This window comes from Nocardia yunnanensis, assembly GCF_003626895.1.
GTDB classification, from domain to species: domain Bacteria; phylum Actinomycetota; class Actinomycetes; order Mycobacteriales; family Mycobacteriaceae; genus Nocardia; species Nocardia yunnanensis.
Genome location: NZ_CP032568.1, coordinates 7282487 through 7308481, shown reverse-complemented (window position 1 = coordinate 7308481; position 25995 = coordinate 7282487). Strand labels below are relative to the sequence as shown.

At 64.8% G+C, this 25995-nt stretch carries 31 protein-coding genes and 1 pseudogene; 16 read left to right on the top strand and 16 right to left on the bottom strand.

All coding sequences use genetic code 11. The features are described 5' to 3' along the window. Positions 1 to 149: 149 nt before the first annotated feature. The 8 genes from D7D52_RS34270 to D7D52_RS38590 all read left to right on the top strand — a co-directional run bounded on the left by D7D52_RS34270 (position 150) and on the right by D7D52_RS38590 (position 8818). The gene (locus D7D52_RS34270; protein ID WP_246023505.1) at positions 150 to 962 is read left to right on the top strand and encodes a TnsA-like heteromeric transposase endonuclease subunit; all 813 of its coding nucleotides are present in this window, start codon (positions 150 to 152) and stop codon (positions 960 to 962) included. Beyond that, positions 962 to 3052, top strand: a complete 2091-nt coding sequence (locus tag D7D52_RS34265; RefSeq protein WP_120743123.1) for a Mu transposase C-terminal domain-containing protein — start codon at positions 962 to 964, stop codon at positions 3050 to 3052. Before D7D52_RS34270 ends, D7D52_RS34265 begins: the two co-directional genes overlap by 1 nt. Beyond that, positions 3049 to 4077: an ATP-binding protein gene (locus tag D7D52_RS34260; protein WP_120743120.1), complete on the top strand. Its 1029-nt coding sequence runs from the start codon at positions 3049 to 3051 to the stop codon at positions 4075 to 4077. Before D7D52_RS34265 ends, D7D52_RS34260 begins: the two co-directional genes overlap by 4 nt. Beyond that, complete coding sequence (locus D7D52_RS34255) at positions 4074 to 5066, top strand: TniQ family protein (RefSeq protein ID WP_120743118.1); 993 nt, start codon at positions 4074 to 4076, stop codon at positions 5064 to 5066. Before D7D52_RS34260 ends, D7D52_RS34255 begins: the two co-directional genes overlap by 4 nt. A gap of 80 nt (positions 5067 to 5146) precedes the next feature. After that, positions 5147 to 6694, top strand: a complete 1548-nt coding sequence (locus tag D7D52_RS34250; protein ID WP_222932730.1) for a UDP-N-acetylglucosamine 1-carboxyvinyltransferase — start codon at positions 5147 to 5149, stop codon at positions 6692 to 6694. Positions 6695 to 6715: 21 nt separating this feature from the next. Continuing rightward, on the top strand, positions 6716 to 7531 hold the full coding sequence (locus D7D52_RS34245) for a class I SAM-dependent methyltransferase (RefSeq protein ID WP_120744679.1): 816 nt from the start codon (positions 6716 to 6718) through the stop codon (positions 7529 to 7531). 229 nt (positions 7532 to 7760) lie between these two features. After that, positions 7761 to 8522, top strand: a complete 762-nt coding sequence (locus D7D52_RS34240; protein ID WP_120743116.1) for a class I SAM-dependent methyltransferase — start codon at positions 7761 to 7763, stop codon at positions 8520 to 8522. Next, the gene (locus D7D52_RS38590) at positions 8405 to 8818 is read left to right on the top strand and encodes a MarR family winged helix-turn-helix transcriptional regulator (RefSeq protein WP_342775296.1); all 414 of its coding nucleotides are present in this window, start codon (positions 8405 to 8407) and stop codon (positions 8816 to 8818) included. Before D7D52_RS34240 ends, D7D52_RS38590 begins: the two co-directional genes overlap by 118 nt. Before the next feature lie 102 nt (positions 8819 to 8920). Here D7D52_RS38590 and D7D52_RS34230 read toward each other — a convergent pair whose 3' ends face one another. After that, positions 8921 to 9772, bottom strand: coding sequence for a helix-turn-helix transcriptional regulator (locus tag D7D52_RS34230; RefSeq protein WP_120743112.1), 852 nt, complete (start codon positions 9770 to 9772; stop codon positions 8921 to 8923). A 68-nt stretch (positions 9773 to 9840) separates the two neighbouring features. Further along, positions 9841 to 10647, bottom strand: coding sequence for an SDR family oxidoreductase (locus D7D52_RS34225; RefSeq protein ID WP_120743110.1), 807 nt, complete (start codon positions 10645 to 10647; stop codon positions 9841 to 9843). A 568-nt stretch (positions 10648 to 11215) separates the two neighbouring features. On the opposite strand from D7D52_RS34225, the gene D7D52_RS34215 reads away from it, so the two are divergent. The 6 genes from D7D52_RS34215 (at position 11216) to D7D52_RS34190 (ending at position 14715) form a co-directional block, all read left to right on the top strand. Continuing rightward, entirely contained in the window at positions 11216 to 11551 is a 336-nt protein-coding gene (locus D7D52_RS34215; protein WP_120743106.1) for a hypothetical protein, read from the top strand. 29 nt (positions 11552 to 11580) lie between these two features. Next, a complete protein-coding gene (locus D7D52_RS34210; protein WP_120743104.1) occupies positions 11581 to 12141 on the top strand; it encodes a hypothetical protein in 561 nt (186 codons plus the stop codon). Further along, positions 12138 to 12518: a hypothetical protein gene (locus D7D52_RS34205; RefSeq protein WP_120743102.1), complete on the top strand. Its 381-nt coding sequence runs from the start codon at positions 12138 to 12140 to the stop codon at positions 12516 to 12518. Before D7D52_RS34210 ends, D7D52_RS34205 begins: the two co-directional genes overlap by 4 nt. Beyond that, positions 12515 to 12853, top strand: a complete 339-nt coding sequence (locus tag D7D52_RS34200) for a hypothetical protein (protein ID WP_120743101.1) — start codon at positions 12515 to 12517, stop codon at positions 12851 to 12853. Before D7D52_RS34205 ends, D7D52_RS34200 begins: the two co-directional genes overlap by 4 nt. An 8-nt stretch (positions 12854 to 12861) precedes the next feature. Beyond that, positions 12862 to 13146, top strand: a complete 285-nt coding sequence (locus tag D7D52_RS34195; protein ID WP_120743099.1) for a YbaB/EbfC family nucleoid-associated protein — start codon at positions 12862 to 12864, stop codon at positions 13144 to 13146. 192 nt (positions 13147 to 13338) lie between these two features. Then, entirely contained in the window at positions 13339 to 14715 is a 1377-nt protein-coding gene (locus tag D7D52_RS34190; protein ID WP_120743097.1) for an NAD(P)/FAD-dependent oxidoreductase, read from the top strand. Positions 14716 to 14917: 202 nt separating this feature from the next. Here D7D52_RS34190 and D7D52_RS39665 read toward each other — a convergent pair whose 3' ends face one another. The 4 genes and pseudogenes from D7D52_RS39665 to D7D52_RS34165 form a co-directional block, all read right to left on the bottom strand. Continuing rightward, positions 14918 to 15547 (bottom strand): alkyl sulfatase C-terminal domain-containing protein, encoded by a 630-nt coding sequence (locus tag D7D52_RS39665; protein ID WP_120743093.1) that lies wholly within the window; start codon positions 15545 to 15547, stop codon positions 14918 to 14920. 47 nt (positions 15548 to 15594) lie between these two features. Further along, positions 15595 to 16440 (bottom strand): annotated as a pseudogene (locus D7D52_RS40220) (DUF4158 domain-containing protein); the annotation flags it as partial. A 234-nt stretch (positions 16441 to 16674) separates the two neighbouring features. Next, positions 16675 to 17343 carry a hypothetical protein gene (locus tag D7D52_RS34170; protein ID WP_162958749.1) on the bottom strand — a complete coding sequence of 223 codons (669 nt, stop codon included), beginning with the start codon at positions 17341 to 17343 and terminating at the stop codon, positions 16675 to 16677. Positions 17344 to 17921: 578 nt separating this feature from the next. Beyond that, entirely contained in the window at positions 17922 to 18551 is a 630-nt protein-coding gene (locus D7D52_RS34165) for a hypothetical protein (RefSeq protein WP_120743089.1), read from the bottom strand. 1301 nt (positions 18552 to 19852) lie between these two features. Here D7D52_RS34165 and D7D52_RS34160 point away from each other — a divergent pair. Together D7D52_RS34160 and D7D52_RS34155 are read left to right on the top strand one after the other, a co-directional pair. Next, on the top strand, positions 19853 to 20785 hold the full coding sequence (locus D7D52_RS34160) for a hypothetical protein (RefSeq protein ID WP_162958748.1): 933 nt from the start codon (positions 19853 to 19855) through the stop codon (positions 20783 to 20785). Between the two features lie 12 nt (positions 20786 to 20797). After that, positions 20798 to 21016, top strand: coding sequence for a hypothetical protein (locus tag D7D52_RS34155; protein ID WP_120743085.1), 219 nt, complete (start codon positions 20798 to 20800; stop codon positions 21014 to 21016). Positions 21017 to 21645: 629 nt separating this feature from the next. Here D7D52_RS34155 and D7D52_RS34145 read toward each other — a convergent pair. From D7D52_RS34145 to D7D52_RS34100, 10 genes are all read right to left on the bottom strand, one after another. Then, on the bottom strand, positions 21646 to 22173 hold the full coding sequence (locus tag D7D52_RS34145) for a hypothetical protein (protein WP_120743081.1): 528 nt from the start codon (positions 22171 to 22173) through the stop codon (positions 21646 to 21648). Continuing rightward, positions 22170 to 22511, bottom strand: a complete 342-nt coding sequence (locus D7D52_RS34140) for a PadR family transcriptional regulator (protein ID WP_120743078.1) — start codon at positions 22509 to 22511, stop codon at positions 22170 to 22172. Before D7D52_RS34140 ends, D7D52_RS34145 begins: the two co-directional genes overlap by 4 nt. 275 nt (positions 22512 to 22786) lie before the next feature. Beyond that, positions 22787 to 22993, bottom strand: a complete 207-nt coding sequence (locus D7D52_RS34135) for a hypothetical protein (RefSeq protein ID WP_120743076.1) — start codon at positions 22991 to 22993, stop codon at positions 22787 to 22789. 166 nt (positions 22994 to 23159) lie between these two features. After that, the gene (locus D7D52_RS34130) at positions 23160 to 23723 is read right to left on the bottom strand and encodes a hypothetical protein (protein WP_162958747.1); all 564 of its coding nucleotides are present in this window, start codon (positions 23721 to 23723) and stop codon (positions 23160 to 23162) included. Beyond that, positions 23720 to 23920: a hypothetical protein gene (locus tag D7D52_RS34125; RefSeq protein WP_120743072.1), complete on the bottom strand. Its 201-nt coding sequence runs from the start codon at positions 23918 to 23920 to the stop codon at positions 23720 to 23722. Before D7D52_RS34125 ends, D7D52_RS34130 begins: the two co-directional genes overlap by 4 nt. After that, positions 23920 to 24315, bottom strand: a complete 396-nt coding sequence (locus D7D52_RS34120; RefSeq protein WP_120743070.1) for a hypothetical protein — start codon at positions 24313 to 24315, stop codon at positions 23920 to 23922. The genes D7D52_RS34125 and D7D52_RS34120 overlap by 1 nt, the downstream gene beginning before the upstream one ends. Beyond that, positions 24312 to 24581, bottom strand: coding sequence for a hypothetical protein (locus D7D52_RS34115; protein ID WP_162958746.1), 270 nt, complete (start codon positions 24579 to 24581; stop codon positions 24312 to 24314). The genes D7D52_RS34120 and D7D52_RS34115 overlap by 4 nt, the downstream gene beginning before the upstream one ends. Next, a complete protein-coding gene (locus D7D52_RS34110; protein WP_120743066.1) occupies positions 24578 to 25180 on the bottom strand; it encodes a hypothetical protein in 603 nt (200 codons plus the stop codon). Before D7D52_RS34110 ends, D7D52_RS34115 begins: the two co-directional genes overlap by 4 nt. Positions 25181 to 25182: 2 nt before the next feature. Beyond that, a complete protein-coding gene (locus D7D52_RS34105) occupies positions 25183 to 25440 on the bottom strand; it encodes a hypothetical protein (RefSeq protein ID WP_162958745.1) in 258 nt (85 codons plus the stop codon). A gap of 2 nt (positions 25441 to 25442) precedes the next feature. Continuing rightward, positions 25443 to 25910: a single-stranded DNA-binding protein gene (locus tag D7D52_RS34100; RefSeq protein WP_120743061.1), complete on the bottom strand. Its 468-nt coding sequence runs from the start codon at positions 25908 to 25910 to the stop codon at positions 25443 to 25445. Positions 25911 to 25995 lie beyond the last annotated feature (85 nt).

Genomic DNA, 25995 nt, shown 5'->3' with positions numbered 1-25995 from the left:
AAAAACTGGGCTCCCATGTACACCCGTACCAAATGTCGGTTCTCAGGTGAGCTGTCGGAGTCTCATGACACCTGTCGTACCCATGGCGTGTTCTCAGCTGATCTGTCGGAAACGAACCTTTGATCTTGCGAAGTGGCGACGATAGATCGGTGCTGAGCGCACCGGCGGGCCAATGGGGTCCGGGCCTGGGCATGGACGTCGATGAGTTCGAGGCCGCGTTCGTGTCGAAGTCCGGTGTGGAGCGGCGGGTCCGGTGGCAGGGTCTGCCCGCGGTGGTGGGCGAGATCGCTGGTCCGGTGCGGGCGTTCCGGTCCCATCGCGGCCAGAGAAATTATCCCGGTTGGTACTGGTCGGCGACGACGGGCGGGCGCGTCGGGTTCGAGTCGTGGGTCGAGCGAGATCATTTGGTGGCGTTGGACTTCGATCCCGAGGTGGTCGACGTCGTGTCGCAGCCGTTTTGGCTGGTCTGGCGGCAGGACGGCGGCAAGCAACGTCGGCATGCGCCGGATTTCCTGGTGCGTAGGACGGGTGCGCGGTGGTTGGTCTTGGATTCGCGGCCGGCAGAGTTGATCGGGGACCGAGATAGAGCGGCGTTCGCGGTGATGGCGCACGCTTGCGCGGCGGTGGGCTGGGGTTATGCCGTGTGGGATCGGCTGGATCCGCTTATAGCCGCGAATCATCGCTGGTTGGGCGGCTATCGCCATCCCCGCTGTTTCGACGGTGCGGTGGCACGTGAGTTGCTGGAAACGTTCACGCGGCCAAGGCCGTTGATGGATGGGGCTGAGGCGGTGGGTGATCCGCTGCGCACATTGCCGGTCCTCTATCACCTGCTCTGGCGGCAATGGTTGGTGGCGGATTTGTCGGTGGTGTTGTCGCACCGCAGTGCTGTGAGTGTCTCACCGAAGTTGTCGGATCTGTCGGACATGGCGCAGGGGCCCGTGCACAGCGAGGAGCGCCGGTGATGTTGGAGCGGCCAGGCGTGCTCACCGTTGGTGACCGGGTGGTCTTCGGCGGGTTCGCGCATGCGGTGGTCGCGATTTCGGGGACCAAGATTCGGTTGCTGTCCGACAGTGGTGAGGCGAGCGTGGTTGCTCTGCCATTCCTTTTGGCGGCAGAGGATTTCGAGCTGGTGGGCTCGGCTCCGCTGCCCAGGATCGAACCGCGGGGACTGCTCGAGTCTTTGCCGGAGAAAGCGCTCGCGGAGGCCCGGGATTGGGAACGTCACGTGATGGAGGTCGAGACCGGGCTGCCTCCCGGCGTGGGTGAAGGCGCAACGCCGCGACCGCAATACGATCCGGCGACGGTGGTTGTCACCGACCGAGAGAAGGCCAAAGCGGTCGAGTTGAAGGTGAGTGCTCGGACCGTTCAGCGCATGCGGCGCCGATATCGTGATCAGGGATTATGGGGTCTGGTCGATTCACGCTACGTCCGGCTGCTGGAACCGACCGGGCAGGTCGATCCACGGGTGGTCGCCGCCGCGACAGCGGTGATCGCCGCACAAACCCATACTTCGACCGGCACCAAATCGCGTGTGATCGAGCAGGTTCGGCGGCTGCTCGATGACGAGCACGGGCCCGGGGCAGTGCGGTTGCCGTCGAAAGCGACGTGCTATCGCCTGCTGGAGGTGCTGGCGGCGGGTCGGCACACCTTCGGGTCGGCGGTCACCCGCCGACAGACGGCGAACAAGCCCGACCGGGTTTACACCCCGACCACCGCGGCGCGGCCCGGGGAGCTGGTGCATCTGGACACGACACCGCTGGATGTGATGGCGGTAATGGACGACGGGGTGCTCGGCCGCGCCGAGTTGGTGCTGGCCGTCGATATCGCTACTCGCACAATCTGCGCTGGGGTGCTGCGGCCGGTTGGCGCGAAATCCGTTGATGCGGCGTTGATCCTGGCACGCATGATGGTGCCTGAGCCGATGCGTCCGGGCTGGGATCAAGCGTTGGCGATGTCGGCGTCGCGGATCCCCTATCAGCGGCTGGTGTCATTGGACGCGCGGATGGCGTTGGCGGCGGCCAAACCGGTGATCGTTCCGGACACGGTGGTCGTCGACCACGGCAAGGTGTTCATTTCGGAGGTGTTCTCCCGCGCTGCGGACACTCTGGGCATTTCGGTTCAGCCTGCCCACGAGTTGACCGCGACCGACAAGGCGATCGTCGAGCGCACCTTCGGGTCGATCAATACCCTGTTCTGTCAGCATGTTTCCGGATACACCGGCCGCGACGTCACCCGCCGAGGCGGCGACGTTGAAGACCGCGCCGTTTGGCCGCTGGCGGACCTGCAAGAGTTGTTCGACGAATGGGTCCTGGCCGGATGGCAGACCCGTCCCCACGATGGCCTGCGGCATCCGTTCACCCCGAATCAGAACGCCTCGCCCAACGACACCTACGCGGCGCTCATCGCCGCCGCTGGCTACGTCCCGGTCACGCTCTCCGGCGAGGACTACATCGAGTTGCTGCCCGCGCACTGGCGGGCGATCAGCGATACGGGTGTTCAGATCGACTACCGCACTTACAACAGCACCGAACTTCGAATCTGCGCAGGTCAAAGCTCCGGGATCGCTGCCAAGGGCGGACGCTGGGAAGTGCATTACGACCCTTATGACGTCTCGCGGGTTTGGGTTCGCAACCACCGTGGTCACGGCTGGTTCACCGTTCCCTGGACCCATCACGGCATCGTCCGGCAGCCTTTCGCCGACTTCACCTGGCGCGCGGCACGCAAACTCGCCGCGCAGCGCGGCGTCGACGACGCCAACGAAATGGCGGTCGCGGTCATCCTGGCCGCGCTGCTGCGCCGCGCCGAATCCGGACCCGACACCAGCCGGCCGCTGGCCCGCACCGTCTCGACCCGCGCGATGACCAATCACCTTCCCCCGGAACTGGTCTCCGAGGTCGGGCGCTGGCCCACCGCGCTCCCCGAGCGCCCGGCACTCCCCCCAGGGGACACAGCCGATGACCACGACCAGGTGACCGTGATCGAGGCCGACGGCGTCGAGGTCGTTCCTTTCGGCCTGCTCGATCCGTTCGACGAGCGGGAAGGACGCTGGTGACCTCCCCACAGCTGGACGCGCGGCACCCGCTGGCTACCAAGGAAGGATGGTCGCTATTCGTCGGGCAAGCCAATCCCGAACCACCCCAACTGCTCTCGGATAACGACCTCGAACGCATCGACGATCTCGAGCGGGATCTCTACAACGAAGCCCGCCAGGACTACCACTCCTCACTGCTGCTGGTCGCCACACCCGATATCCGCAAGATCATTCACACCGGCCAGAAACTGATCGTCAACAACCGTGGCAAGCAACTCGGCCGTCGCGGCCTGCTGATCTCCGGAGCCAGCGGCACCGGCAAGTCCACCTCGATCACCCAGCTGGGCAAGCGATTCCAGCTCGATTTCGAGCGCCGCAACCCGGGCATTCCCGACCGGATCCCGGTCGTCTATATCTTGATCCCGCCCGACGCCGACCCGAAATCGATGGCTGGGGAGATGGCCGTGTTCCTCGGCCTGCCGGTCGGCCGCTGCGACGGACCACAATCGTTGGCGCACGCGGTCGCCGCCGTGATGCGCCGGGCAGGAACGAGATTGGTCCTCGTCGATGAGATCCACCGGCTGGATCTGTCCACCAAGAGAGGCAAAGGGGCGTCGGATCAGCTGAAATACTTCTTCGACACCGTCTCGGCGACCTTCGTCTACTCCGGACTCGACCTCGAGGAAACCAACCTGTTCTCCGGAGTTCGGGGACGTCAAATCGCCGGCCGATTCATCCCCGTCAGCACTGCAGCGTTCTCCTACAACACCATCGCGACCAAGAACGACTGGAAGAAACTGGTCGCGACCATGGAGCAGTCACTGCGACTGCATCGCCACAAGGTCGGCACTCTTCTCGAATGGGCTTCCTATCTGCATGCCCGCACCGGGGGCATGATCGGCAGCCTCGACCAACTCGTTTACGAGGCCGCCAACGACGCCATCAGCGACGGTTCCGAGAAGGTCACCAAGGCCCACTTGGAAGCGGTCATTCTCGACATCGCAGCGGGTAACCAATACGAACCGAGACGGAAACCGCGGCAATGAACCTCGCGCTCTGGCAGCGGCCCGCGATGCCACTGCCGTTCTCGGTCCGGCCAGTTCGCGGCGAGACCACCTCCTCCTATCTCTTCCGGCTGGCACGCACCAACGAGCTCGTCGTTCCCACCACGTTGCTGCGTGCTCTCGGCGAACCCTCCGTCAGCCTGGATCAATACATGCTGCGAGACCACGAAGAGATCATGCTCAACTCAGCCGCCCAGCAACGGCTCGCCTGTTTCGCCGGGATGCCGCTGGAACGACTGCGACGCAGCCTGCCGTTGCCCGCCCTGGCTGGCACACGGGCAAGTTCGTCACCGCGAACAGCGATCCAGATCATCAGCTCACTCGTCCGCGGCCACTGCGCATCCTGCTGCGCTCGAATCCCGGGAAATCCTCCGATCCAGATCTACTTCGCGCAGTCGTCGATTATCTGCCGTCGGCACCGACGATGGCTGGGCACTCGATACGAAAGGGTCCAGATCGACCTCTCCGGGTCTCCAGAGATTCTGACCGCATACCGTCGGCGCGACAGACTGTTTCGCGCTGAGGAGAATCAGCATTGGGTCGACACGCAGTTCGCTGCCGCGCAGGCGATCACGACAGCATGGTCGCGCATCACGGACTCGTTCTACCACACGCCCCTGCTCCGACGCTGGGAAGCGCGATCGGGTGTTCTCGCTTCCGCGACACAGGTTCCCATCCCACCATCGCTGGTCATGATGCCGGAAACCGTGATCATCGCCGAGGCGATCTGCGATCCCGTCTGGCGCCATCAGGTTGCCACCGCCGAGCACTACTTCCAACAGCGGAATTTCTACGCTCACATGGTCGAACAGCTCAGACTCCGCCGCACCACGGCCTACGCCTTCAGCGCCTACAACGATCCACTGCGGGACTGGGTCGAACGGCACCGCCTTCAACACCGAAGCACCTACACGGTCCGGTCCGCAACACCTCACCGGAAATCGGCTGCAAGATCGCGAGACTCGCAATGAAATCTCTCATATGAGCTACTCAGGGCCGCGAGAGTGATCAACTAGCCCATTCAAATCTCATATGTGATATTTTCCAGCGCGTGATTGTGGCGACCAAGCAGGCCGATCAACTCGAACAAATCGGACGACTCGTCCGCGAGTCCAGGAAGTCCCGCGGCTGGACGCAAGCAGAGCTCGCCGCCGCGCTCGGCACGTCGCAGAGCGCGGTGAACAGAATCGAACGAGGCCATCAGAACGTCAGTCTGGAGATGCTCGCCCGCGTCGGCCGCGCTTTGGACACCGAGCTGCTCTCGGTCGGACACACAAGCGGGCCAACCCATTTGCGCATCGTGGGCGGACAACCGCTCTCCGGATCGATCACCATCAACACCAGCAAGAACGCCAGTGTTTCCCTGCTCTGCGCCGCGCTGCTGAACTCCGGACGCACGGTCCTACGGCGCGTCGCCCGCATCGAGGAGGTCAACCGGCTCGTCGAGGTCCTACGCAGCATCGGAGCCGGTGTCGAATGGCTCGGTGACAGCGGAGATCTCGAGATCATTCCACCGCCCATACTGGATCTGGATTCGATGAATGCCCAGGCGGCCCGGCGCACACGCAGCATCATCATGTTCCTGGGCCCGCTCATCCACGATTACGACGAGTTCCACCTTCCTTACGCAGGCGGCTGCGCACTCGGCACCCGAACAGTCGAACCACATCTGGCAGCGTTGCGGCCGTTCGGAATCGAAATAGACGCCATCGACGGCAGCTACCAGGTCCGGGCGTCCCGACGCCACACCCCGACCCGATCCATCGTGCTGGTCGAACGCGGCGATACCGTCACCGAGAACGCATTGATGGCAGCGGCCCGGCAAGACGGAGTCACGACCATCCGCAACGCCAGCTCCAATTACATGGTCCAAGACCTGTGCTTCTTTCTGCAGAAACTGGGCGTCCACGTCGACGGCATCGGCACGACCACCCTGACAGTCCACGGTCGATCACAGATCGACGCCGACGTCGACTACTCGCCCTCCGAGGACCCGATCGAAGCGATGAGCCTGATCACCGCCGGCATCGCCACCAACTCCACGCTCGAAATTCAGCGAGTGCCAATCGAGTTCCTCGAGGTCGAACTTGCACTGCTGGAAGAGATGCAACTGCGGTTCGACCTGTCCTCGGAATACGCCGCCTCGAACGGACATACACGACTGGCCGACCTGACAGTCCATCCCTCCCACCTGCGCGCGCCACGGGACAAAGTGCACCCGATGCCGTTCCCTGGGCTGAACATCGACAACCTGCCCTTCTTCTCCCTTATCGCTGCCACGGCCGAAGGGAAAACCCTTGTCCACGACTGGGTTTACGAAACCCGCGCCATCTACTTGACCGAACTGACCAAGCTCGGAGCATCCATCACTCTCCTGGATCCTCATCGGGTCTACGTCGAAGGCCCCACCCACTGGTCGGCCGCCGAGATCATCTGTCCGCCTGCCCTCCGCCCTGCCGTCGTCATCCTGCTCGCGATGCTCGCCGCGAAAGGCACGTCGGTGCTGCGCAACATCTACGTGATCAACCGCGGCTACGAGCAACTCGCCGAACGCCTCGAACGACTTGGGGCACAAATCGAAACCTTCCGCGACTACTAGCGATTGGGATATCCGTTGACGATGACCGAATCACCCAGAGCCTCCAGCAACGGGCTGTTCGCGGGAACGGCATGGCACTACGCACGCTATCGGCCCAACTACCCGCAACCGTTCTTCGACGATCTCGTTGAGCGGTTTCACCTCGACGGCACCGGAAGGCTCCTCGATCTGGGCTGCGGCACGGGACAGTTGGCGATACCGTTGGCAGCTCACGTCGCCGAAGCTGTCGGCATGGACCCTGAACCCGAGATGCTGGTCGAGGCAGCTCGATGCGCCCAGGCTGCGAGGGTGACCAATGTGTTCTGGGAACAGGGCGGTTCAGCTGATCTTCCTGGCGAGTTCGGGCGGTTCCAGATGGTGGTGATGGGCCGTTCGTTCCACTGGATGGATCGCAAGCATGCCCTCATGGCCCTCGACGCCATGATCGAGAAGAACGGCGCCGTCGTGCTTGCCAACGACAGCTGCTTGGTCCGACCGACCACGACATGGCAGAAGTCCGTCGAGGATATCCAACATCGTTATCTGCCAACGGAATTAGCGTCAGCGGACCCCTTGCCGGGCCGTGTCAGCAGCGCAGTCGACTACCAGACACACGAGCAGGTGCTCTCGCACTCGCCCTTCTCACAGGTGGTTCGGTCAGTCTATGAATTCGACCGACCCTGGACGACGGAGCAGGTGATCGGATATCTCTACTCGACCTCCCTACCGCTTCGTCAGCTGCTCGGCGACCGCCGCGCCGAGTTCGAGCAAGACGTCGCCGACACCCTGCGGGCCGTCGAACCTGACGGACTCATCGAGCCAGTGAAACTGGAGGTCCTGACCGCAACCAGGCCATAGGTTCTCGGCACCGCCCAAGCAGCTTTCAACGCCGACAACACGGAAACCGTCAACTAGCCTGAGAAGGATTCGCCGGCGGCAGACCCATCGCGGCTGGCGAACCACAGGTCGGAGGCTTGCTCTCCGCCAGGTCGGCTGAGAACTCACACAAACCGTGCTCTGAGGTCACGTCTACTGCGAGGCCGGTAATCTGATCGGTTGAGACTCATTCGAAGAGTTCGGATATCCGTTGACGCTGAACACCTCCCCCGGGCCAACGGGCAGCGGTCTGTTCGAAGGGACCGCATGGCATTACGCGCGCTATCGACCGACCTACCCGAAACCGTTCTTCGACGACCTGGTTGAGCGGTTTCATCTCGATGGCACCGGCAGGCTCCTCGATCTGGGCTGCGGCACAGGACAGTTGGCTATCCCGTTAGCCGCCCACGTCGCCGAAGCAGTCGGCATGGATCCTGAGCCCGGGATGCTTGTCGAGGCTGCTCGCTGCGCGCGGGCGGCGGGGCTGACGAATGTGGTCTGGGAACATGGGGGTTCGGCCGATCTGCCCGGTGAGCTCGGGCAGTTCCGCATGGTCACCATGGGGCGGTCGTTCCATTGGATGGATCGCGAGCATGTCCTTGCGGCACTCGACGGTGTGGTCGAGGACAACGGCGTCATCGTGCTGGCGAACGACAGCTGTCTGGTTCGGCCGACCACGGCTTGGCAGAAAGTCGTCGAGGATGTGCAGTGTCGTTATCTGCCTGCTGAACTGGCACCAGGGGAACCGTTGCCCGGGCGCCTCGGTTCCGCCGTTGACCACCGGACGCACGAGCAGGTGCTGGCGAACTCACCGTTCGCGCAAGTGGATCGCTCGGTCTATGAATTCGACCGAACCTGGACCATCAGGCCGCCGCCACCGCGCTCGGGGTCAACCGCACCGATCTGCGCTGCCTGGAAGTCCTGGTACGCGGCGAGTCCACCCCCGGCGCGCTGGCCGCCGAACTCGGTCTGACCAGCGGCAGCGTCACCACCATGCTCGACCGCCTGGCCAAGCTCGGCCACGTCGCCCGCGCACCGGAACCGGGTGACCGCCGCAAGGTCCTGGTCCGCGTGACCCCGGAGACCATGGCCGAGGTCTGGCAAATCTACGGCCCGATCGCGCAGGAGGGCGCGGCCGAGATGGACGCCTACACCGGCGACCAGTTGCGCACCATCCTGGACTTCCTCACCCGCAGCCGCGCCCTGCAGCAGCGCCACCGCGAGCGAATCTCCGCCCTGCCCAAGACGATTCGAGGCGCGAACTCCTGACGGAGCACTGCGAATACCTGGCCACAAGCCGAGACTAAGTTCCGGCCCGGACGTCTCACGGTGTCGGTTCGCGCCAGCTGGAGGTCATTCCACGCCAAGCGATCACAGTTGGGTGGCGGCCCACGAGGCCAGCAGCGCTAGGTTGTCGGCGGTGGGTGTGCGCGCGGGGGCGGTGTAGATGGTGAGGTAGAGGCCGGGTTCGGCTGGGAGGGCCAGGGATTCGACGTCCAGGTCGAGGCGGCCCACGACGGGATGGTGCAGCCGTTTGCGGCCGGAGCGGTGCAGCCGCACGTCCCGGGATGCCCACCGTTGCCGGAACAGTTCGCTGCGCGTCGACAGTTCGCCGACCAGGGCGATCAGGTCCTCGTCGTGCGGATCGCGGCCGGCTTCCATGCGTAGTTTCGCGGCTATGTCAGCCGCGATTCGGTCATAGTCGACAAAGAAATCTCTGGCCGCCTCGGGAGCCAGATAGACGAACCGCGCGGTGTTCGCCGGACGTCTCGGGTCGGCCGGCAACGGTGAAAACAGTGCGCGGGCAAGGTGGTTCGTGGCGAGCACGTCGTAGCGACCGTTACCGATCAGGGCGGGCGCATCGGAGATGGCGTCGAGCACCTGCCGCAGTGTCGAGCGCACCGCGCCGGCGGGCCTGCGCCGGCGTGGTCCGCTGGATTGGCGCGCGAGGTGGAACAGGTGGTCGCGCTCGGCCTCGTCGAGTTGTAACGCGGAGGCCAACGCATCCAGCACGCCGTCGGAGGCGCCGGCGAGGCTGCCGCGCTCCATGCGCACGTAGTAGTCGACCGAGACCCCCGCCAGCAGCGCTACCTCTTCGCGACGCAGACCTTCGACCCGGCGATTGCCGCCGTAAGCGGGCAATCCCGCCTGCGCGGGCGAGATGCGGGCGCGACGCGAACTGAGAAACTCCCGGATATCGGTGCGCAGATCTCTCGTGGCCATCCCCTCACCGTAAGCGCGTGCAGCAGACCGAGGCAGGTACTGCCGGTACCCCGACGACTGCCTTGCGTCTAGGGCGTGCCCGTTGCGGTCGTCGCGATGCCGCCGTCGACCGGGATGATGGCGCCCGTGAGGTAGGCCCCGGCCCGGCTGGCGAGAAATACTGCGACACCGGCCATGTCGTCGTCGCGGCCGAGCCGGCGCAGCGGGGCCGCCGCCGCGATCGTGTCGCCGATGGCCTCGAGTGCGGCGGCCATCATCTGCGAGGGGAACACTCCCGGGGCCACCGCGTTCACCGTGACGTGCTGTGGGCCCAGTTCTCTGGCAAGCACTCTGGTGAGTTGATGCAGTGCGGCTTTGCTGCTGGCGTAGGAGTAGTTGGGCGACTCGGCGACGTGAATGGCGGCGATACTGCCGATATTGATGATCCGCGCGGGATCCTCGGCGGTGCCCGCCCGGCGCAGCGCGGGCAGCAGCGCCTGCACCAGCCAGAACGGCGACTTGAGGTTGAGGTCGAGCACTGCGTCCCAAGCCTCGTCGGGGAAGGTCTCCAGTGGCTCGCGCCACATCGCTCCCGCGTTGTTGACGAGGATGTCCAGGCGTCCGGAGTCGGCTTCGACAAGATCAGCGAGGCGCTGGCACTCCTCGTGCTTGGACAGGTCGGCGGGGATTGCTCGAACGTCGCCGTATCCGGACAGCAGATGCTGTGCCTGCGCGCACGCATCCGCCGTGCGCGAGTTGATGATGACGCGGGCGCCCGCCTGCAGCAGGCCGCGCGCGATCATCATTCCGATGCCCCTGGTGCCGCCGGTGACCAGGGCGAGCTTTCCGCTCAGATCGAATAGGTCTGTGTGAGTGGTGAATTGGTTGTCCGCCATTGGTCCACGTTGACAGGCGTTTCGTGCGTCCGGGAGATCCTGGCGGTACAGGTACTGCCAGATCCCCCTCAATACCGGGACATCAGGTAGCGGATACTTACTTTCATGGCCGACACCCCTCGCGTCAGCTGGGCGCATTTGAAGTCTCGGGAGCCGAGTGATGCCGATCGGGCCGCGCGGCGCGCGGAATTGGTCCAGCGGGGGCGAGCAGTGCGCGAGCACGGATGGGAGGGATCTGCCGAGGGATGGACGGCCAGGGAGCGAGCGATTGTGGCCTATTTGCTGGAGGACGAGGCCGTGCTCGAAGGGCTGGAGGAGTCCGAGGGCGAGGTTCTCACTCGGCTGGCCGGAGAGCTGTATGGATTTCAGGGGGCCAGGAAAGAGATCGGGTCCGGGTTGGTGAAGACGCAGGAATGGGTTGCGGGTACACGGGGTCAGATTGGACGCGGCTAGGCTCGCGTCGGGCCGATAAATGGTGGGGCCGTGGTGAATTGGGCCGACATGGCGCGAATCAGGCCGGGTGAGCCGATAGTCTGATCGCGGCACACGCGACAGACAGGATTCTTCGATGGACGGCGATACCGAGCGGGTCGCGTGGGATCACCCGAGTGCGGTCGCATACGTGAATGCGGCACAGCAGGCGGCGGCGCTGCTGGACAGCGCACAGGGGCAAGCACAGGTGCTGGCCGGGATCGATCTGTCCGGGCTGGGGGTGCTGGGGCGCGGATTCGCGGCGGCGTGGAGTCAGGCTTGGGCTCAGCATGTCGAGCATTTGGGGACGGCTTCGGACCTCACGGACAGGTACGGCCAGTCGATCATCCGGTGGGGAAATGTGCTGGGCGCCACCGATGCCGAGTCCGCGGCGCGGATCGCGGGCGCCGGCGACGGCGACGGTCAGGTTTAAGCCGGCAGCAGAGTAGGCGGACAACGGATATGCAGCCCGGTACTCCGGAGCAGAACGAACCGGCACTGGTGACAGCCCTGATCACGCCACTGCTGCGATTGCGTGCGGCCCTGGGCAGCGGCGTCCGGCCGACCGCGGAGATGCTGGCGGCGCTGGCCGCGGTGCCAGGGTCGGTGCGGGCTTCGGGCGACGTGCACCGCGCCGGCGTCAGCCAGTTGGCGGCGACCGACACCGCCGCGGCGGCCCTGTCGATCATGAACGTCACCGCGGGCCGGATCGGCGACCTCGCCACCGTGGCGGAAACCCTCGCGCCACTGTTGTTCGCGGCCTACGACACCCGCGACCGGGCCGCCGCCGAACTCGACATGCTGATCAGCGGCTTTCGCGCCCAAGCCACGCCGCTGGTCAATGCCGCACGCTCCCAGGCGGATCTGGACGCGGTGGTCAGTATGGCGGCGGACTATGTGCGCGACGGGGTCCGGGTGATCGCCACCGCGGACGTCGGCATGGACGCCTTGACCGCCAAGGTGAACGAGATCGATCAGCCGGGTATCACCGCACCCGGCGGACAGGCGGATACGGGATCATGAATCTGTTCGGCGATCTGCCCGGTTTCGCGGGCGGCCCCCGCGTCCCCGATAAGCACGACGACACCGCCGTGCCGAGTCGCGAAGCCGCGCAACCGGAGTACGAAGACTACGAACTCCCCGGCGATATCCGCGACCACAGCTGGGACGACCTGCCGAGCGTGCGGCCCGGGCATCGCACGGTGCTGTGGGGCGACCCCGAGCGCACCGTGGCCCTGCAAGGCCCGCTCTCGGCCACCGATCCGGTGCTCGGCGTCGAGCCCACCACCGAGGCCGGCACCGCGCGCGTGGAGAAACACATCACCTCTCACGAGATCGAAAAGCGTTCCACCATCGAGTGTTCGACGACGGTGACCATTCACATCAAGGCTCAACCATGACCGCACCCGATGTTCCGCTATTCACCACCACCTGCAGTACCCGCACGATCACCGTGACCGCCACCGATGCCGGCCAGCTCATCGAATTGCGGTTCGACGCCACCGAATACGCCTACGGCGCAGCCGCATTGGCCGCCGAGATCCAGCGCCTGGCCCAGCGCTGCACTCTGCTGGCGCGCGCCCGCCGCCGGGACGCCCTCGCGGCCCTCGGCCTGGCCGATGTGCTGCTGGACCGTCTCGGCCTGCCCGGCCCCGAAACCGTGGCCACCGAACTGGCGCGTCTGGACGCCCCCGCCGCCGACGCTCCCCCGCATTCCTGGATGCGTGCCCTGTGAACCCTGAGATGAAAGCCTTGATCGCCCAGGTCGGCGAGCAACTCGAGGCCCTCACCCTGGCCGCCGACGGACTGGCCCGGGTGGCCGGGCAGGCCACCGGCCTGGACGGCACCGTCACCGCCCACGTCTCCGGCGACGGCAGTCTCGCCGCCCTCAGCCTCACCGAATCCATCACCGCGCTCCCGCCCGACCAGGCCGCCGCCGCCATCCTGGCCACCGTCAACGAAGCCACCGCCAACGCCGCCCGCCAGCGCGCACTGCTGCTGGCCCGCCTGAGCGAGGCCATCACTTAGGCGATACCGGCCCGGTTTTCGGGTGTGACCGGAACACGGCAGAAGGTGCAACGGTCCGAGGTCTGTGCATGACGGTGTGGCCTGTTGCGCACCCTCATTTTATATGTAACCATCTGTCACAGTATTCACGGTCGGCGCTGACCTGGAGTTGTGCTTCCCGGGCGCGCCCTGCACCCCCGAGGAGCTGGTGTCATGGCGGGGTCGGACTTCGATGTGGTAATCGTCGGGGGGCGTTGCGCGGGCGCGACCTTGAGCACGATGCTCGCCCAGCAGGGCGTGAAGGTCTGTGTCGTGGACAAGGCCGGGTTTCCCAGCGAGACGCTGTCGACGTGTGTGTTCCAGTCCAACGGTGTCGATGTTCTGCGCCGGATCGGGGTGCTCGAGGAGATCCTCGCGGCGGGAGCGAGTGTCATCCGAGGGGCGACGGTAACCAGCACGCACCGGAAGTTCACCGTCGACCTCGATCCCGATTCCTACGGCACCCTGCTCGGAATGCGCAGGACCACGATGGACGCGATCCTGATCGGCCACGCTGCCCGGGCGGGCGCGGAGGTCCGCACGCAGTGCCCGGTCGAGGACGTGATCATCGAAGACGGGCGAGCGCGCGGGGTCCGCACTCGCGCCGGGGAGATTCGGGCGCGGGTGGTGATCGGCGCGGACGGTCGATCCTCGACGGTGGCGCGCTCGGTCGGAGCGCGGGAGTACTGCACGCGCCCCGGCGGCCGGATGCCGACCTGGTCGTTCTACGAGGGGGTCGACCCAAGCCAGGGTCTGTTCTTCGGTGCGGTCGGCGGTACACGAAGCGGATCGACGGCGTTTCTCGGGTTGCCTCTCGACGGCCAGTTCCTGACCACGGTCGCGGTGCCGACCGCGGAAGCCGAGCAGTACCTGGGCGACCGCTACGCCCAATTCGACGCCCGGTTGCAGCTGTTTCCGGAGTTGGCGGCCGCGGTCGAGGGCGCTACCCGGGTCGGGCCGATCCGGGTTCTGCAGAAGTGGCACAGCTACTTTCGTGAATCAGCAGGCCCGGGGTGGGCGTTGGTCGGGGACGCGGGCAACTTCAAGGACTACTCTCTGGGCCAAGGCCAGTCCGATGCTTTCCGGCAAGCCGAATACCTGGCCGGACGGCTGGCCGCCGGGCTTGCGCCCGGCGCGGATCTCGACAGCGATCTGGCCGAGTGGTGGCGGTGGCGCGACCGGGATGCCTGGCAGCTGTATTGGGCCAACTGCCTGCTCGGTGAGCCGTATCTGCCCGACGCCCTCGCTGACGGCCTGTTCGGTCTGGCGGCCGCCGACGAGGCTGTCGCCCTGGACTTCGCCCGCATTTTCAACAAGAGCGTGACAACGTTGCGTGCCGCGGCCACACCCGCACGGCTGGCCAGGATCGCCCCACGCGTGGTCGGCTCTCAGTTCACTGCACCCAATCGGGGCCTGGTCGGTAATGCCCGTGCCACAGCCGAAATAGCGTCGTTCACCGCGAAACTGCTGTCCCAGCACCCACGCTCACCATGGAACCGACGCCACACGCAGCGGATCAACGACCGTCGACCGGTCCTGGGATTGTCGTGAACGCCGTCCTCATGCCAGCCATCGTCATCGGCGCGCTACTGGCGTTGCTGATTCTGCTCGGTCCCGACCTCGATCTGGATTTGCGGGGCCGCGAGATCTCCGAAGCCTATGCCCGTCGCCGACGGCGCACCCGCCTTGCGCACGGTTACCGGTGCCCGCTACGTCACCGTGGCTCGCCATAAAGACTGGCGGGTTGGATGGGTTACGGGGTGACGATCGGGAACCAGAAGGCGGAGGGCCGTAGTAGTGCGAACAGGTGGGTGAGCGGTTCGGGATCGCCTTCGACGGTGATGGTGGCGGCGCGTAGCTCGGTGTCGATATCGCTGGTGCCGAACAGGATTCGCTGGAGGGCGCCGCGGTCGAGGTGTACGTTGGCCGCGGCGTCGGGCAGGGACTTGTTGGCGGTGTAGATGAGGGCGCCGTTGCTGAGTTGGACGGCGAAGTCGCGTTCGGGGCCGTCGAATTCGCGGATGGTCCAGTTCATTCGGATGTTGCGGGCCCAGGCGCGGGGGCCGTCGAGGTGGATGCCCGCGTAGTCGAGCAGCATGTCCAGGGTCATGGCGGCCATGACGTCCGGGGTGGCCAACACGACCGCGCCGAGGTCGCGCACACCGTTGCGCAGTTCCATTGCGCCGGTGAGGTATTCGTTTCGCCAGGTGCCGTTCTCGCACTGGTGGCCCAGCTGCTCGAAGGTGTCGGCGAGCAGTTCGCGGGCGGCGTCATTGTCGGGCTCGGCGAAGACGAGGCGGTCGAGAAGCTCGGCCACCCAGCGGTATTCGCCCGCGTCGAAGTCCTTGCGGGCCTGCGTGAGGACGGCTTCCGCCCCGCCCATGGCGGCGACGTATTTGACCGCCGACTGTTCCGGCGGCAGTGGGTGCAGGTCAGCAAGATCGGATACCGGCGCTGCGGGTCACGGCGTTCCAGCGCCTGCCCAGTCAGGCGGCGGCCCAGCATAGCCAGAAACCGGCGACGTTCCGCCGGAAGCACTGACAAATCGAGTGTGTCCGCGCCGAGACCGCGCACGAACCCCAGCTTCTCGACCTCGTTGGGCACCGTGGCCGCGGACGCCTCCACCGGACCGGTCGACAACCACCGCAACCGGGACATCCGGATCGGGGCATCGGTAACCAGCAAACCGTCCAATTCCGCGCACCGCTGCGGAGTCAGCTCATGCGCGAGCCGATCGTAGGTCTCCCGCTGCGCCTGCTCACGCGCATGCACGACACGGCGGACCACGGTGTCGGGGCTGGGCCGGATCACCCGTGCCGAGATCAGATACTCACAACCCAGCCGGAACAGCAGCGTCGGCGAATCATGCTCCATCGCCCGCGCCAACAAGAACTCATCGAGCTCCTTCCACTCCATCGCACCCGCCGACCGCCAGCTCAAATACTGAGCCACCAGCTTCAGATGCTTGGTGCGGGTCTGTGCCCGGCGGCCGTACGAACGGATCTGCGACGCATCGACTTTCAGCTGATCCGCCAACCGGGCCACAACCACCGGCGGCGCGGCCGCGACCTTGTCCGGCACGAACCCCAACCACGGCAGCGTGCACAGTGCCACGGCCGAACCGAGCTGATCCTCCGGACCCCGCCCCCGCCCCGGTGCGACGAACGCGATATCGGCCGGAGTCAGCGTGAAGAACCGGAACAACTCCCCCCGGCCGATCTGCGGAAACTCCCGCAGCCGCACCAACTTCTCGGCCGCGAACACCTGCGTCGCCACGAAACCTGACCTCCAGCACACCGACCAACCTCATCGGCAGCCAAGCCAAGCACCTACCGCACCCGCCCGCAGCCCGAACCGATCACCGCGCCATCGCCGCTGGTCGGCAGTAGTGGCGCATCTGCCCGGAATCCGGCGTTACGGTCCAAATCAGCTGCGGGGCAGCATGATTCAACCGGGCGACTGGCGAGGTCGCGTATTCAACTGTCAGGGGTTCCGTCTGCCATGGCCTGCCTATCTGGTCGGGTAGCCGGTCGTGAGGTTGATGCCGGTGGCGACCATGGCCAGGGCTTTCAGCAGATCCGCGTAGGCCTCGTGCTGGGCGCGCAAGTCCGTCATGCCCGGGACCCAGCACAGCACGAGGCCCTGAGCGATTCGGATACGGGGGGCTCCGGCGATGCGGGACAGCAGATTCAGGGCGGCTTTGGCCTCGCTGGACAGCATCGATCGAGCAGTCACCTGGTCGGCCGGGGCCGCGAGCAGCACGAAGTCGCGGTCGAATTCCGGGTCGCCCGTCGCGAATCGGTCGCCCTCGCGGGACTTTCCGTCGAAATACGGACGCCATTGGCCCTGCGCCGCGAGCAGCTCGACCGGCGGTAGATCGGCTCGGATGCCTCCGACGGCCGCGCCGTTGAAGTAGAGGGTTGTCGTGGTCGTCCTGCTGAGCTTGTGAACCGTTATCTGGCTTTCGGTGCGAAAGCTGACGAAGTCCCGCGCTGACACCTTGCCGTGGATGGCGTCCAGGTTGTCCGCGTGCAGATGATAGGGATTGAGGATCGGCCGGTATGCCGTGATCCATTCCGGTGTTGGCCAACCGGGTTGACCACCGAGCATCGTCGCGTACCGGCCCACTTCTTCGCGGCGCTGTGCGCCTCTTACGACCGCCGCGACGACGGCCAGCAAAATCAGGCCTCCAATCACGAGACCGACGATCAGTGAGCCCTTTTCATCTCCAGTGAGATCCGTTGTGGTAGTGGGTGATTGGTGTGGCGTGTCGGCTCCGTGAATGGTGAAGCCCCTGGTAGATCAGCTGTCGACCAAAACCGCTGAGTACCAAGGGACGCTGGCGCGCCCTGCACCACTTCACCACCAGCCCCGAGAAAATCGGCGACATCGTCAAAGCCGCACTCGTCCTCACCCATTTCGAACACGGCCGACACCAATGAAAGTCGCTGAGATCACCTCAATAAGCAGATTTCGTGCCGCCTCCAGCTCCTCTTTGGACCTGCCGGGCTCGGGCGCCAAAAGAGACTGTGCGCGCGTAGGACGTTTCGGAGGTTTCCGATTCGGCTTCGGCTGGTCAGCGTCGTTCTGTTCGCCGGGAGTCTGCTGGTCTTTCACATCCACCTCGATCCTGATGTTGTCCGTCGTCGAAGTCCTAAGTGTGACAGTAGGTCTCACAGACGAGCTACATCTTTTGTCGGTGGAGCCAGACCGTCCCACCACATACTGATCACCTCAGTGCCGCGATGGCTGATGCCCTACTCGGTGAACAGGCCTCCACACCGTCCGCAGGAGATGAGGCCAGCTTCGTATGCACTACGAGAAGCTCGAATCTTTCGACCACAATCACATTCGGCGGTCAAACCGTTGTTGTTGGACTTGCGCCCGTCTCGTCGGCCCGGTTCTTGACGGCGGTAGGCCACCAACGCATATGTGAGCTCCTCTAGCCCGTCTCGGAACACTTCGCGGGTCTGTTCCGGCACGGTGGTGATGGACCACCCGATCTTGTCGTGATGCGCCAGAGTGAGCCCGAGTTCTTCGCCGAGGGCACGGAATCGCTCGTTGTGCCACCGGCCTTGGCGGCTGGTGTCCTTGATCCCGCGCGTGACAGCGACGCCGTGAGCGGCCTCATGGAGCAAAGTGCCGAGTACACCAGCCGCCCCACGCTGGAGCCCTTCCCCGCCGACGAACAGCTCATGGAGTTCGTACTCGCCGCGGATCCAGCGGTTCGGCGCGAAGTGCCCGAGGGTCATTTCGCTGGTGCCGGTTGATCCGGCTCCCACGGTCAGTACGACGTCGGGGACGTCGGGGTGGTGGGCTCGGATTGCGGCCCAAGTGTTTTCAAGAGCGGTGACGAGGAGGCCGGTGATGGTGTCGGAGTCCGTCATGATCTCCGGGTCCTTCCGAAGACGTTGACACGTACGTGTCAATGGGATTGGGAGCCTGGGAGAACGTGGATTCCCTGGGCGCGCGCCGCGTCCGCCGAGGGCAGGCCCCGCGGCCTGCCCCTCCTGCCTGCCCAGGGCGTCCAGGAGGCTCACGCTCAAGGAGCGAATTTCCCTCACCCGACCGGCACCCGAATCACGCGACCGCACAGGAAATTCGCGACTTGACGGGAGGTTGGACGCCCTTATCATGCGGCGTGCGCCCAGGGAGTCCACCAACCCGTTCGGGCACATCGGGATCGTGCCCATCACCAGACCCGAGACCGCCACCATTCCCACCCGGCCGGACTACTCGTGCCGCCGCGCTCGCACCGAACGTCACCACGCTGCCGGGCGCTACTACCCACCCGGCCGCCGGTTACGCACCCCCGTTGCCCATCGCTACCTTGCACCGGACTTCACCGATTCTCACCCAACGTTACTTACTTCTCTCTCTTACTGAATTTTCTTGTTACTCACACTTTCTCACCTTCCCACCCTCCAACTTTTCTTCTGTTTCATGCTCAGAGGACAGCAAATACACATTGATGGGTGTATTTGCTGTCCTCTGAGCATGAAACCCATCACCCCTGATCAGAGGGTGGGAAGGTGTGCGACTCGCGTGCACAACGCCGACCCTGAGCTACCGCCGTTTTCGCCCCGATTTCGGTGAAGGTCCGCGTTTTCCGTATGGTCGGTCGCTGAGGGTACCGGCGTAGACCGGCGGACGACTTGTGTTGTGCCGCCGGGATATAACGGTTCGACTCGGCGTGTCGAGGCTCGGGCGACGCGGCGATTCCCATGCAGGGTCACCTGTTCGGACGCGCCTGACGTTCGGGGATGGGGTGGGGGCGCGCGATTTTAACCGGTGCCGCCGCCATGCCGATCATGACTTTCCAGGCGGCGGTCACTGCCGATGCTGTTGGCCCGGAGACCGGAAAGTCACGCCCGGCACGACGGAACCGCGGCACCGAAGCGGGCAGGGTGTCGGGCAGGCGGGGCCTGCCCGCCTTGTCTACGCACCCCCACCCCACCCCCTTCGCGATTGGTCAATGGCTCGGTGGCCATGCCAGCGATGCGACCGTCCGTGCCAGCTTCGCGAGCGCCGATGCCGCGCAAGAGGTTCTGAGTAGGCTCCGACACAGCGTGATCACCGCCCAGGGTTCGGCTCCGATCCCGACGAGCCGATCCGGCGGTACCCGGTCGGATCGAAGGGCGAGCACATGACCACGACACGCACACTCACCGCCTTAGCCGTATTACCGGTGCTGGCCGCCGCCGGGCAAAGCATTGCCACCGCGGCACCGGGACAACCGGGTCTGGCGGTACCCGGAGACGGGCAACCCGGCCTGAGCACCACGCCTTCCCCACCTGCCGCGCCCAGCCTCGCGGACTACATTCCAGACCCTCCTGCGCCGCCAGCGCGACCCCGACCCCAGCAGCAGACCACCCCGCAGACCGACACCCTGATCCAGCCCCCGCAAGCTACCAAACCTGACAACGAAGAGCCTTCTCCCGCAACGGAACCCGCGCCGATCAACCCGCACACATTGCGCGCAGGCAACACCATGATCGGGATTCCAGACTGGATCGATACCAAGTCCCGCGACAAAGCCCAGGCGTATCTGGACTACGCCGAATGGCAGATCGCCGCCGGGTACGACGCCTTGGGATTCTCGCGCCAGGAATCGGATCGGCGCGCGGCGTCGACCATCACCGGCGGGGCACTCGGTGCGGTCGCGGGTGCGGAACTCGTCTCAGTCCCTGCCGCGGGTGTCGGCTGCGCGGTCGGGGCCGTGGTGGGCGGCGTGGTCGGCGCAGCGATTGGTGCGACGGCGGCCGGGGTCGGCATACCGTTCGGTGCGGGACTCGGTGCCGGACTGGGCTGCCTGGCAGGGACCGCGGTAGGTGGTGTGCCCGGCATCGTGATTGGTGTTGCTGCGGGCGCTGGGCTCGGCGGTGCCGCTGCTGGGGCGCTGGGTGGCGGTGTAGACGTACCCAAGCCCGACCTTCCCCCGCTGATCGAAACCGCCGCGCCGATACCACCATCGACACCGGCGCCGCAGGCTCCGATCGACCAGCCCCTCACTGATGTGGTCGCCGCGATCGGCGGCCAGGCCGACACCGTCATCACGTCACTGCGGTCCGCCATCGCAGCCTTTCCGCCACTGTCACCGATTCCGTTCGGTCTCAACTGAGTTCGTCCGGAAATGTCGGGGAACCAGGCCGCGGCGTGGCGTGTCTATGCCGTCATGCTCCTGCAATGGGATAGGGACAAGTACCTCGATCAGCTCGGCGCGGACCTGGTCATCTTCGACGAACACCCCGACAAGGAAGCCGCTGACGATCTACTGACGCGGTGGGAGTGGGATTCGGCCCGGCCCTCGCGGTTGCGCCGCGCCCGCGAACAAGGCCGCTGGGGCGGTTAGTCGATATCCGGCAAGTTCGGGTACGGGTTGGCCTGGTTCTGCGTGGTGATCCGCTGCAGGCAGTCCGGGCACAACATGCCACCCGGCCTGCAGGGTGTTCCCCGCAGATCTGACACTGTTTCTGATCATCGGACATACCGGTGATGATAAGCGACCGCTCGGCTATATTTCGAACATGGGTTCGACAGGCGGCGAGTCGATGCCGAGACCGAGACCGAGGGCACGGAACCGGAACTGCAATACCCGAGTGCGACCGGCCACTACTACCGCACCGCGACCAGCCCGCCGAAGCCGGTCTGGGTACGCCTGGACGCGATCCTCGTACGCGACCCCGGCAAGCCCAAGCATGTCAACGGTGCCGGGGTCCACATGAGCGGCGAGCGGCCCGGCGTCCTGTCTCATTGGGTGCCCACGGTCGACGGTGAATGGCTCGGGCGCGTGACCTACAGCCTGCAGTACGCCGACGGCCGACCCGATCTTCACATCCGCGACCAACTCGTCCCGGCCTACGCGCTGCGTCCGCGAGGATCGAGTTCCTCAAGGTGAGATACGTGGCTAGAAGGTAGGAGGAACCCAGTCCACCTGAACTGGACCGGGTTCCGATTGGTGACATGCGGTGCACGCCTACTTCAGCTCTTGCGCTTGTCCTCGTCGATCACCTTGTTCACCGCGTCGATGAGATCTGCGACGTTGATCTTGGCTGGGTCGACGATCCGAACCTCAGTCGCATGCAAGCCATCGTCGTTGACAATCTCCCTATAGCGTCGCCCTCCACTCACCGAGAGGAGGGCGCGGAACGCGATCTTCAGTCGGCCAATCAGCGAGGCCGAGGGTGCCGCAGCGCGAGCGATGCTTCCAGCTTTGAGGCATAGACTTCCTGAGTATCGGAGCCCATCCCAAAGCCGAGTGATGGGTCGGGCCTGCTCACGCTGAATGATGTATTGAAGCTCCGGCATCCACTCGAGGTCGTAAATCGCGTCTCGTACGTGTGCGGGCAGCCGCAGACGGGCAAGTTTCAGCAGTAGAACGGCTAGCCCGTCGATTCTTCCCTCGATCTCCTTGCTGACCATGCTCAAGCCGACCTTGGCGACGACGGCCACGGCGAATAGGCCGATTACCCCAAGAACAGCACCCGCAATGTCGAGGAAGTGGTTCATGCGAGTCCTCCAAGGGCACCCGGGTTGAACACCGGCGCAAGGGTCGGCGGACGCAGGGCCGCGCTGAGCTTGGCAAGCTCCCTGGTCGCAGACAAAGCGCCCTCGGGAGTCATCGTGTAGTACTTCCTCGGCGGACGACCCTCCGTGCTCGGATCGATGTCTTCGAAATGCCCGACGATCCAACCGGCCTTTTCAAGACGAAGCAAGATCGGATACAGCGACCCGCTGGGAATGTGACAGCTCTTCATTAGGTCGAAGCCGTACTGCCGCGCGGTTGGATCCTCAAGGAACTCGCGTAGGACCTTCGCGACCGAGGTTGTCATCCGAAAATCGGCCATGTCGAGAGACTATCTGACCCTCAGTCGGTTGTCTACATAGGGTATGAACGGCATGTATTCAGCCCTAGGCATCCTCGTCCACTTCGTGCGGCAGCGCCGAGCCGGGCACCCGGACCCCTACCTGAAGCCCGAGGATCCCGGCCCGGGGGTTGCGAGGCGGTTCCGATTTCACAGAGTTGCAAACACTGGTAGAAACAGGGCGGAGCCCAGGCCACCATCAATGGCCTGGGCTCCGCTTTTCGATATTCAGTTGGTGTTCGGTTGTGTCCGGTGAGTCACTTGAACAGGGTCAGCTGGTTCTGGTGCGCTCTCCGGTCACAGTCTTCCCGGTAGATCCTGGCCAGCCGCTGCACCTTGTACTTCGGCATATCGAAGTCCACGGTGATCGCGGCCCAGCTGGCACCCCGGTCGTACTGTTCCTGGATCTCCCGCCCGAGCCGTAGCTCTGTTCGGCGGCTCATCGGCTTCTTGGCTTTGGCCATGATCGGACACCTCAGTCTTCGTAGGCGTCGTCACGCTGGCACTCGCCACCGCCGAGGGTGCACCACGCATCGAGACATGCGTCGCACAGCATCGGTTCATCGACTGCTGCGACCACGATGTCGAAGCAGTCCCGGCATCCGCACCATTGGTACCCCGAAGCCGCGGTCATGACCGCTGCTCCTGTCGCGGGTCGTCATCGGCGTCATTGCCGTGGCGGCGGAGCGGCTCGATGCCCCAGGTCTCGTAGAGACCACAGTCAGCGCACCATGCCAGCCGGAATCGGCCCGGATCCCATTGCGCGACCGGCAGATCGACCATGGCCGCACCGCACAGGCAGTTCGGCACAATCGCTTCTGGATCCACGAAATGGGCTTCGTAGGGTTCCCAGTGCCCGCATTCGGAGCAGTGCCACACCAGGATGGCGCAGTCCTGCCCGCCGTTGAATGCGGTGCCCATGTGTGCGGAGAAGACGTCCATCGGCTCGCCGCAGCACATCATCGGTTCAATGCGGTCGGTCCGCGTCTGCGAGTTCCAATACTTCGGTAACTCACCGCCGCGTCCCATCCACCGGTCGAGGACCTCGAAGTTCTCGACGAACCGGTACAACAGCGTCTCCTGCTTGCCGATCACCAGTTTGGCGTCGTCATCGCGGTAGTTCCATTGCAACAGTTCATCGACCTCGGTCATCAACTCGCGGATCACCTGCAAGGTCAGGTTCGGGTCGATCACGACGTCACCGCCGTACGTGCCCATTCCTTGGGCAGGAAACCGCCCTGCGACAGCCACTGATCGAGACCTTCGACGGCATCGATCAGATGAAACAGCATGCCGACCGCAGGGTTCTGGTCACTGCCCTCGACGTATCCGAGATCGTCGGATGCCTTGAGCAGCTCCCGGATTCGGGTCAATGCCGCGTTGGGATCCATCACGACACCTTTCCGGTCATCGGTTGCGGGCACAGGTCGTGCTGGGCTTGCAGCGCGCTGAGATCCCATTGCAGGCACTGCACCTGATCGAGCAGTTCCGCAGCGTGGTCTTTCAGCTCGTCGCGTTCCTTGATCAGCTCGGCCACCCATACTCCGTACGCTTTCGTGTCGGCGGCAACTGGCTCGTTGTCGTCGACCGGAATCCCTTGCAGGAGTGCTTCGGTGATGGCCTGCAACAGATCCGCGGTGCTCGGGCGGGGCAGTTCCGCGGTCACCGACCGGTACTGTCCGCCCAGGCTGTAGAGGAAGGTGAACCGGAACTTCGCGCCCGGCTCCATCGTGATCAGCAACCGGCCGAGTCGGTCGGACCGCTGGATCATCTGTGTGGTGTTCACCGCGCCACCTCCGCATTCTGGGTGGTGGTCAGGACTGTCCACGCTGACGGTCCTTCGCTGCTGGCACCGGCCTGCTCGGCGTTGAGCAGAGCGTGAGCGATCGCCCCCAGTACATGGTTGGCCAGATCCCTAGGGATGTCGGCGATCATGTAGTGGCTCGGGTCGCCGTGGATGTAGGCGATCCGCATGCTGCCGTCGTCGCGCATCGTGGCCGCGATCGCTCGGATCTCGGTGACGCTGTGCGCCTTGTATTCCGCGTTCATCACGCTGCCTCCCCACTGGTGTGGGAGAGGGTGACCAGACCAGGCACGGCATCGTGCTCGGTCCAGGGCTCGAAATAGTGTTCCCACCCGCGGTAATTGTCGGTGGCCACCAGCATGATTCGCCCACCGCAGACTCGGCAGTGCGCCGGTCCTTCCGGGACGGGTTCGTGATCATTGATGGAGTGCGGTTCGTGCGTCCACCAGTAATCGGTTCCGTTGGACAGCAGGCTGATTCGCCCGTTGCATTCCCGGCAGAACGCCGGTTCGCTCTCCAGCGTCTGCACGGTGCCGTCGGCGTTGACGGTGTCCGTGTCGTCGACATCGTTGTCAGAGACGGCGGAGACAGGGCCTTCGAACTCGGTGATGACCGCGACCAGTCGATCCCGTAGAGTGCGGGCTTCGTCGATCGTGAGGTCGGCCAGGACTCCTTCGAAGATGTCGACATACCAGCGGATTTCGAGATCTCCCCGGATGTCGTCGGCGGAAAGCAGTCGCACCATGGCGTCGGGCATGTCATGCCACGTCGTCGAGGTGATTCCGTTTCCGCCGCGCCCGTACAGTCCTTTCGAGGCTGCGCGGGCGTCGCTGCTGAGGTACGCCATGATCAGAACTCCATTTCGTTTGAATCGGTCGTGGTTTCGATGGCGTCGTTGACGGCGCGCCGGAGCAGGTCCTGCAGGTCGATGGCCTGCGCGACGGTCAGGTGCATCCCGACCTCGTGAGCGACTTCTCCGAACAGGTGAACGGTGAAGTCGATGAACCCGCAATCGACGCAATACGCGGTGGTGAACCCGAAGCCCATCCCACCGAACTCAACAGCGCCGTCGTCTCGGCCGTGGCCGCCCAGGTCGGGGTTGCGCATGATCACGCCTCCTCCGCCTCGGGCTGGAATTCCGCGAACGGGTCATCACTGCCCCGTGGCGCGGTGTTCTTGGCTGTGGCCTGGCCGCCGTTGCGAGCACCGGTGAGGGCGCTGCGCTTGATCGGTTTGGCGACGGCGTATTTCAAAGACACCCCGATCTCATCGACAGTCAGCTCCAGCACAGTGCGTTTTTCGCCTTGGCGGTTCTCGTAGCTGCGCTGGGAGAGCTTGCCGGTCACGATCACCCGCGACCCTCTGATGAGGGATTGGGCAACGTTGTCGGCGGCATCGCGCCACAGTGCGCACCGAAGAAACAGTGCGGCACCGTCTTTCCACTGGTTCGACTGGCGGTCGAACACGCGCGGGGTCGATGCGACCGTGAAGTTCGCAACCAACTGGCCGTTGACTTCCCGAAGTTCGGGGTCGTCGGTCAGGTTGCCGATGATGGTCAAGGTGGTTTCACCGGACATTGTTCTCACTACTCCATAACTAGAATTGGTTTTGTCCGTTGATAATTGGCTGCCGAAGCAAGGCAACGGCATGGGTCGATGTTGT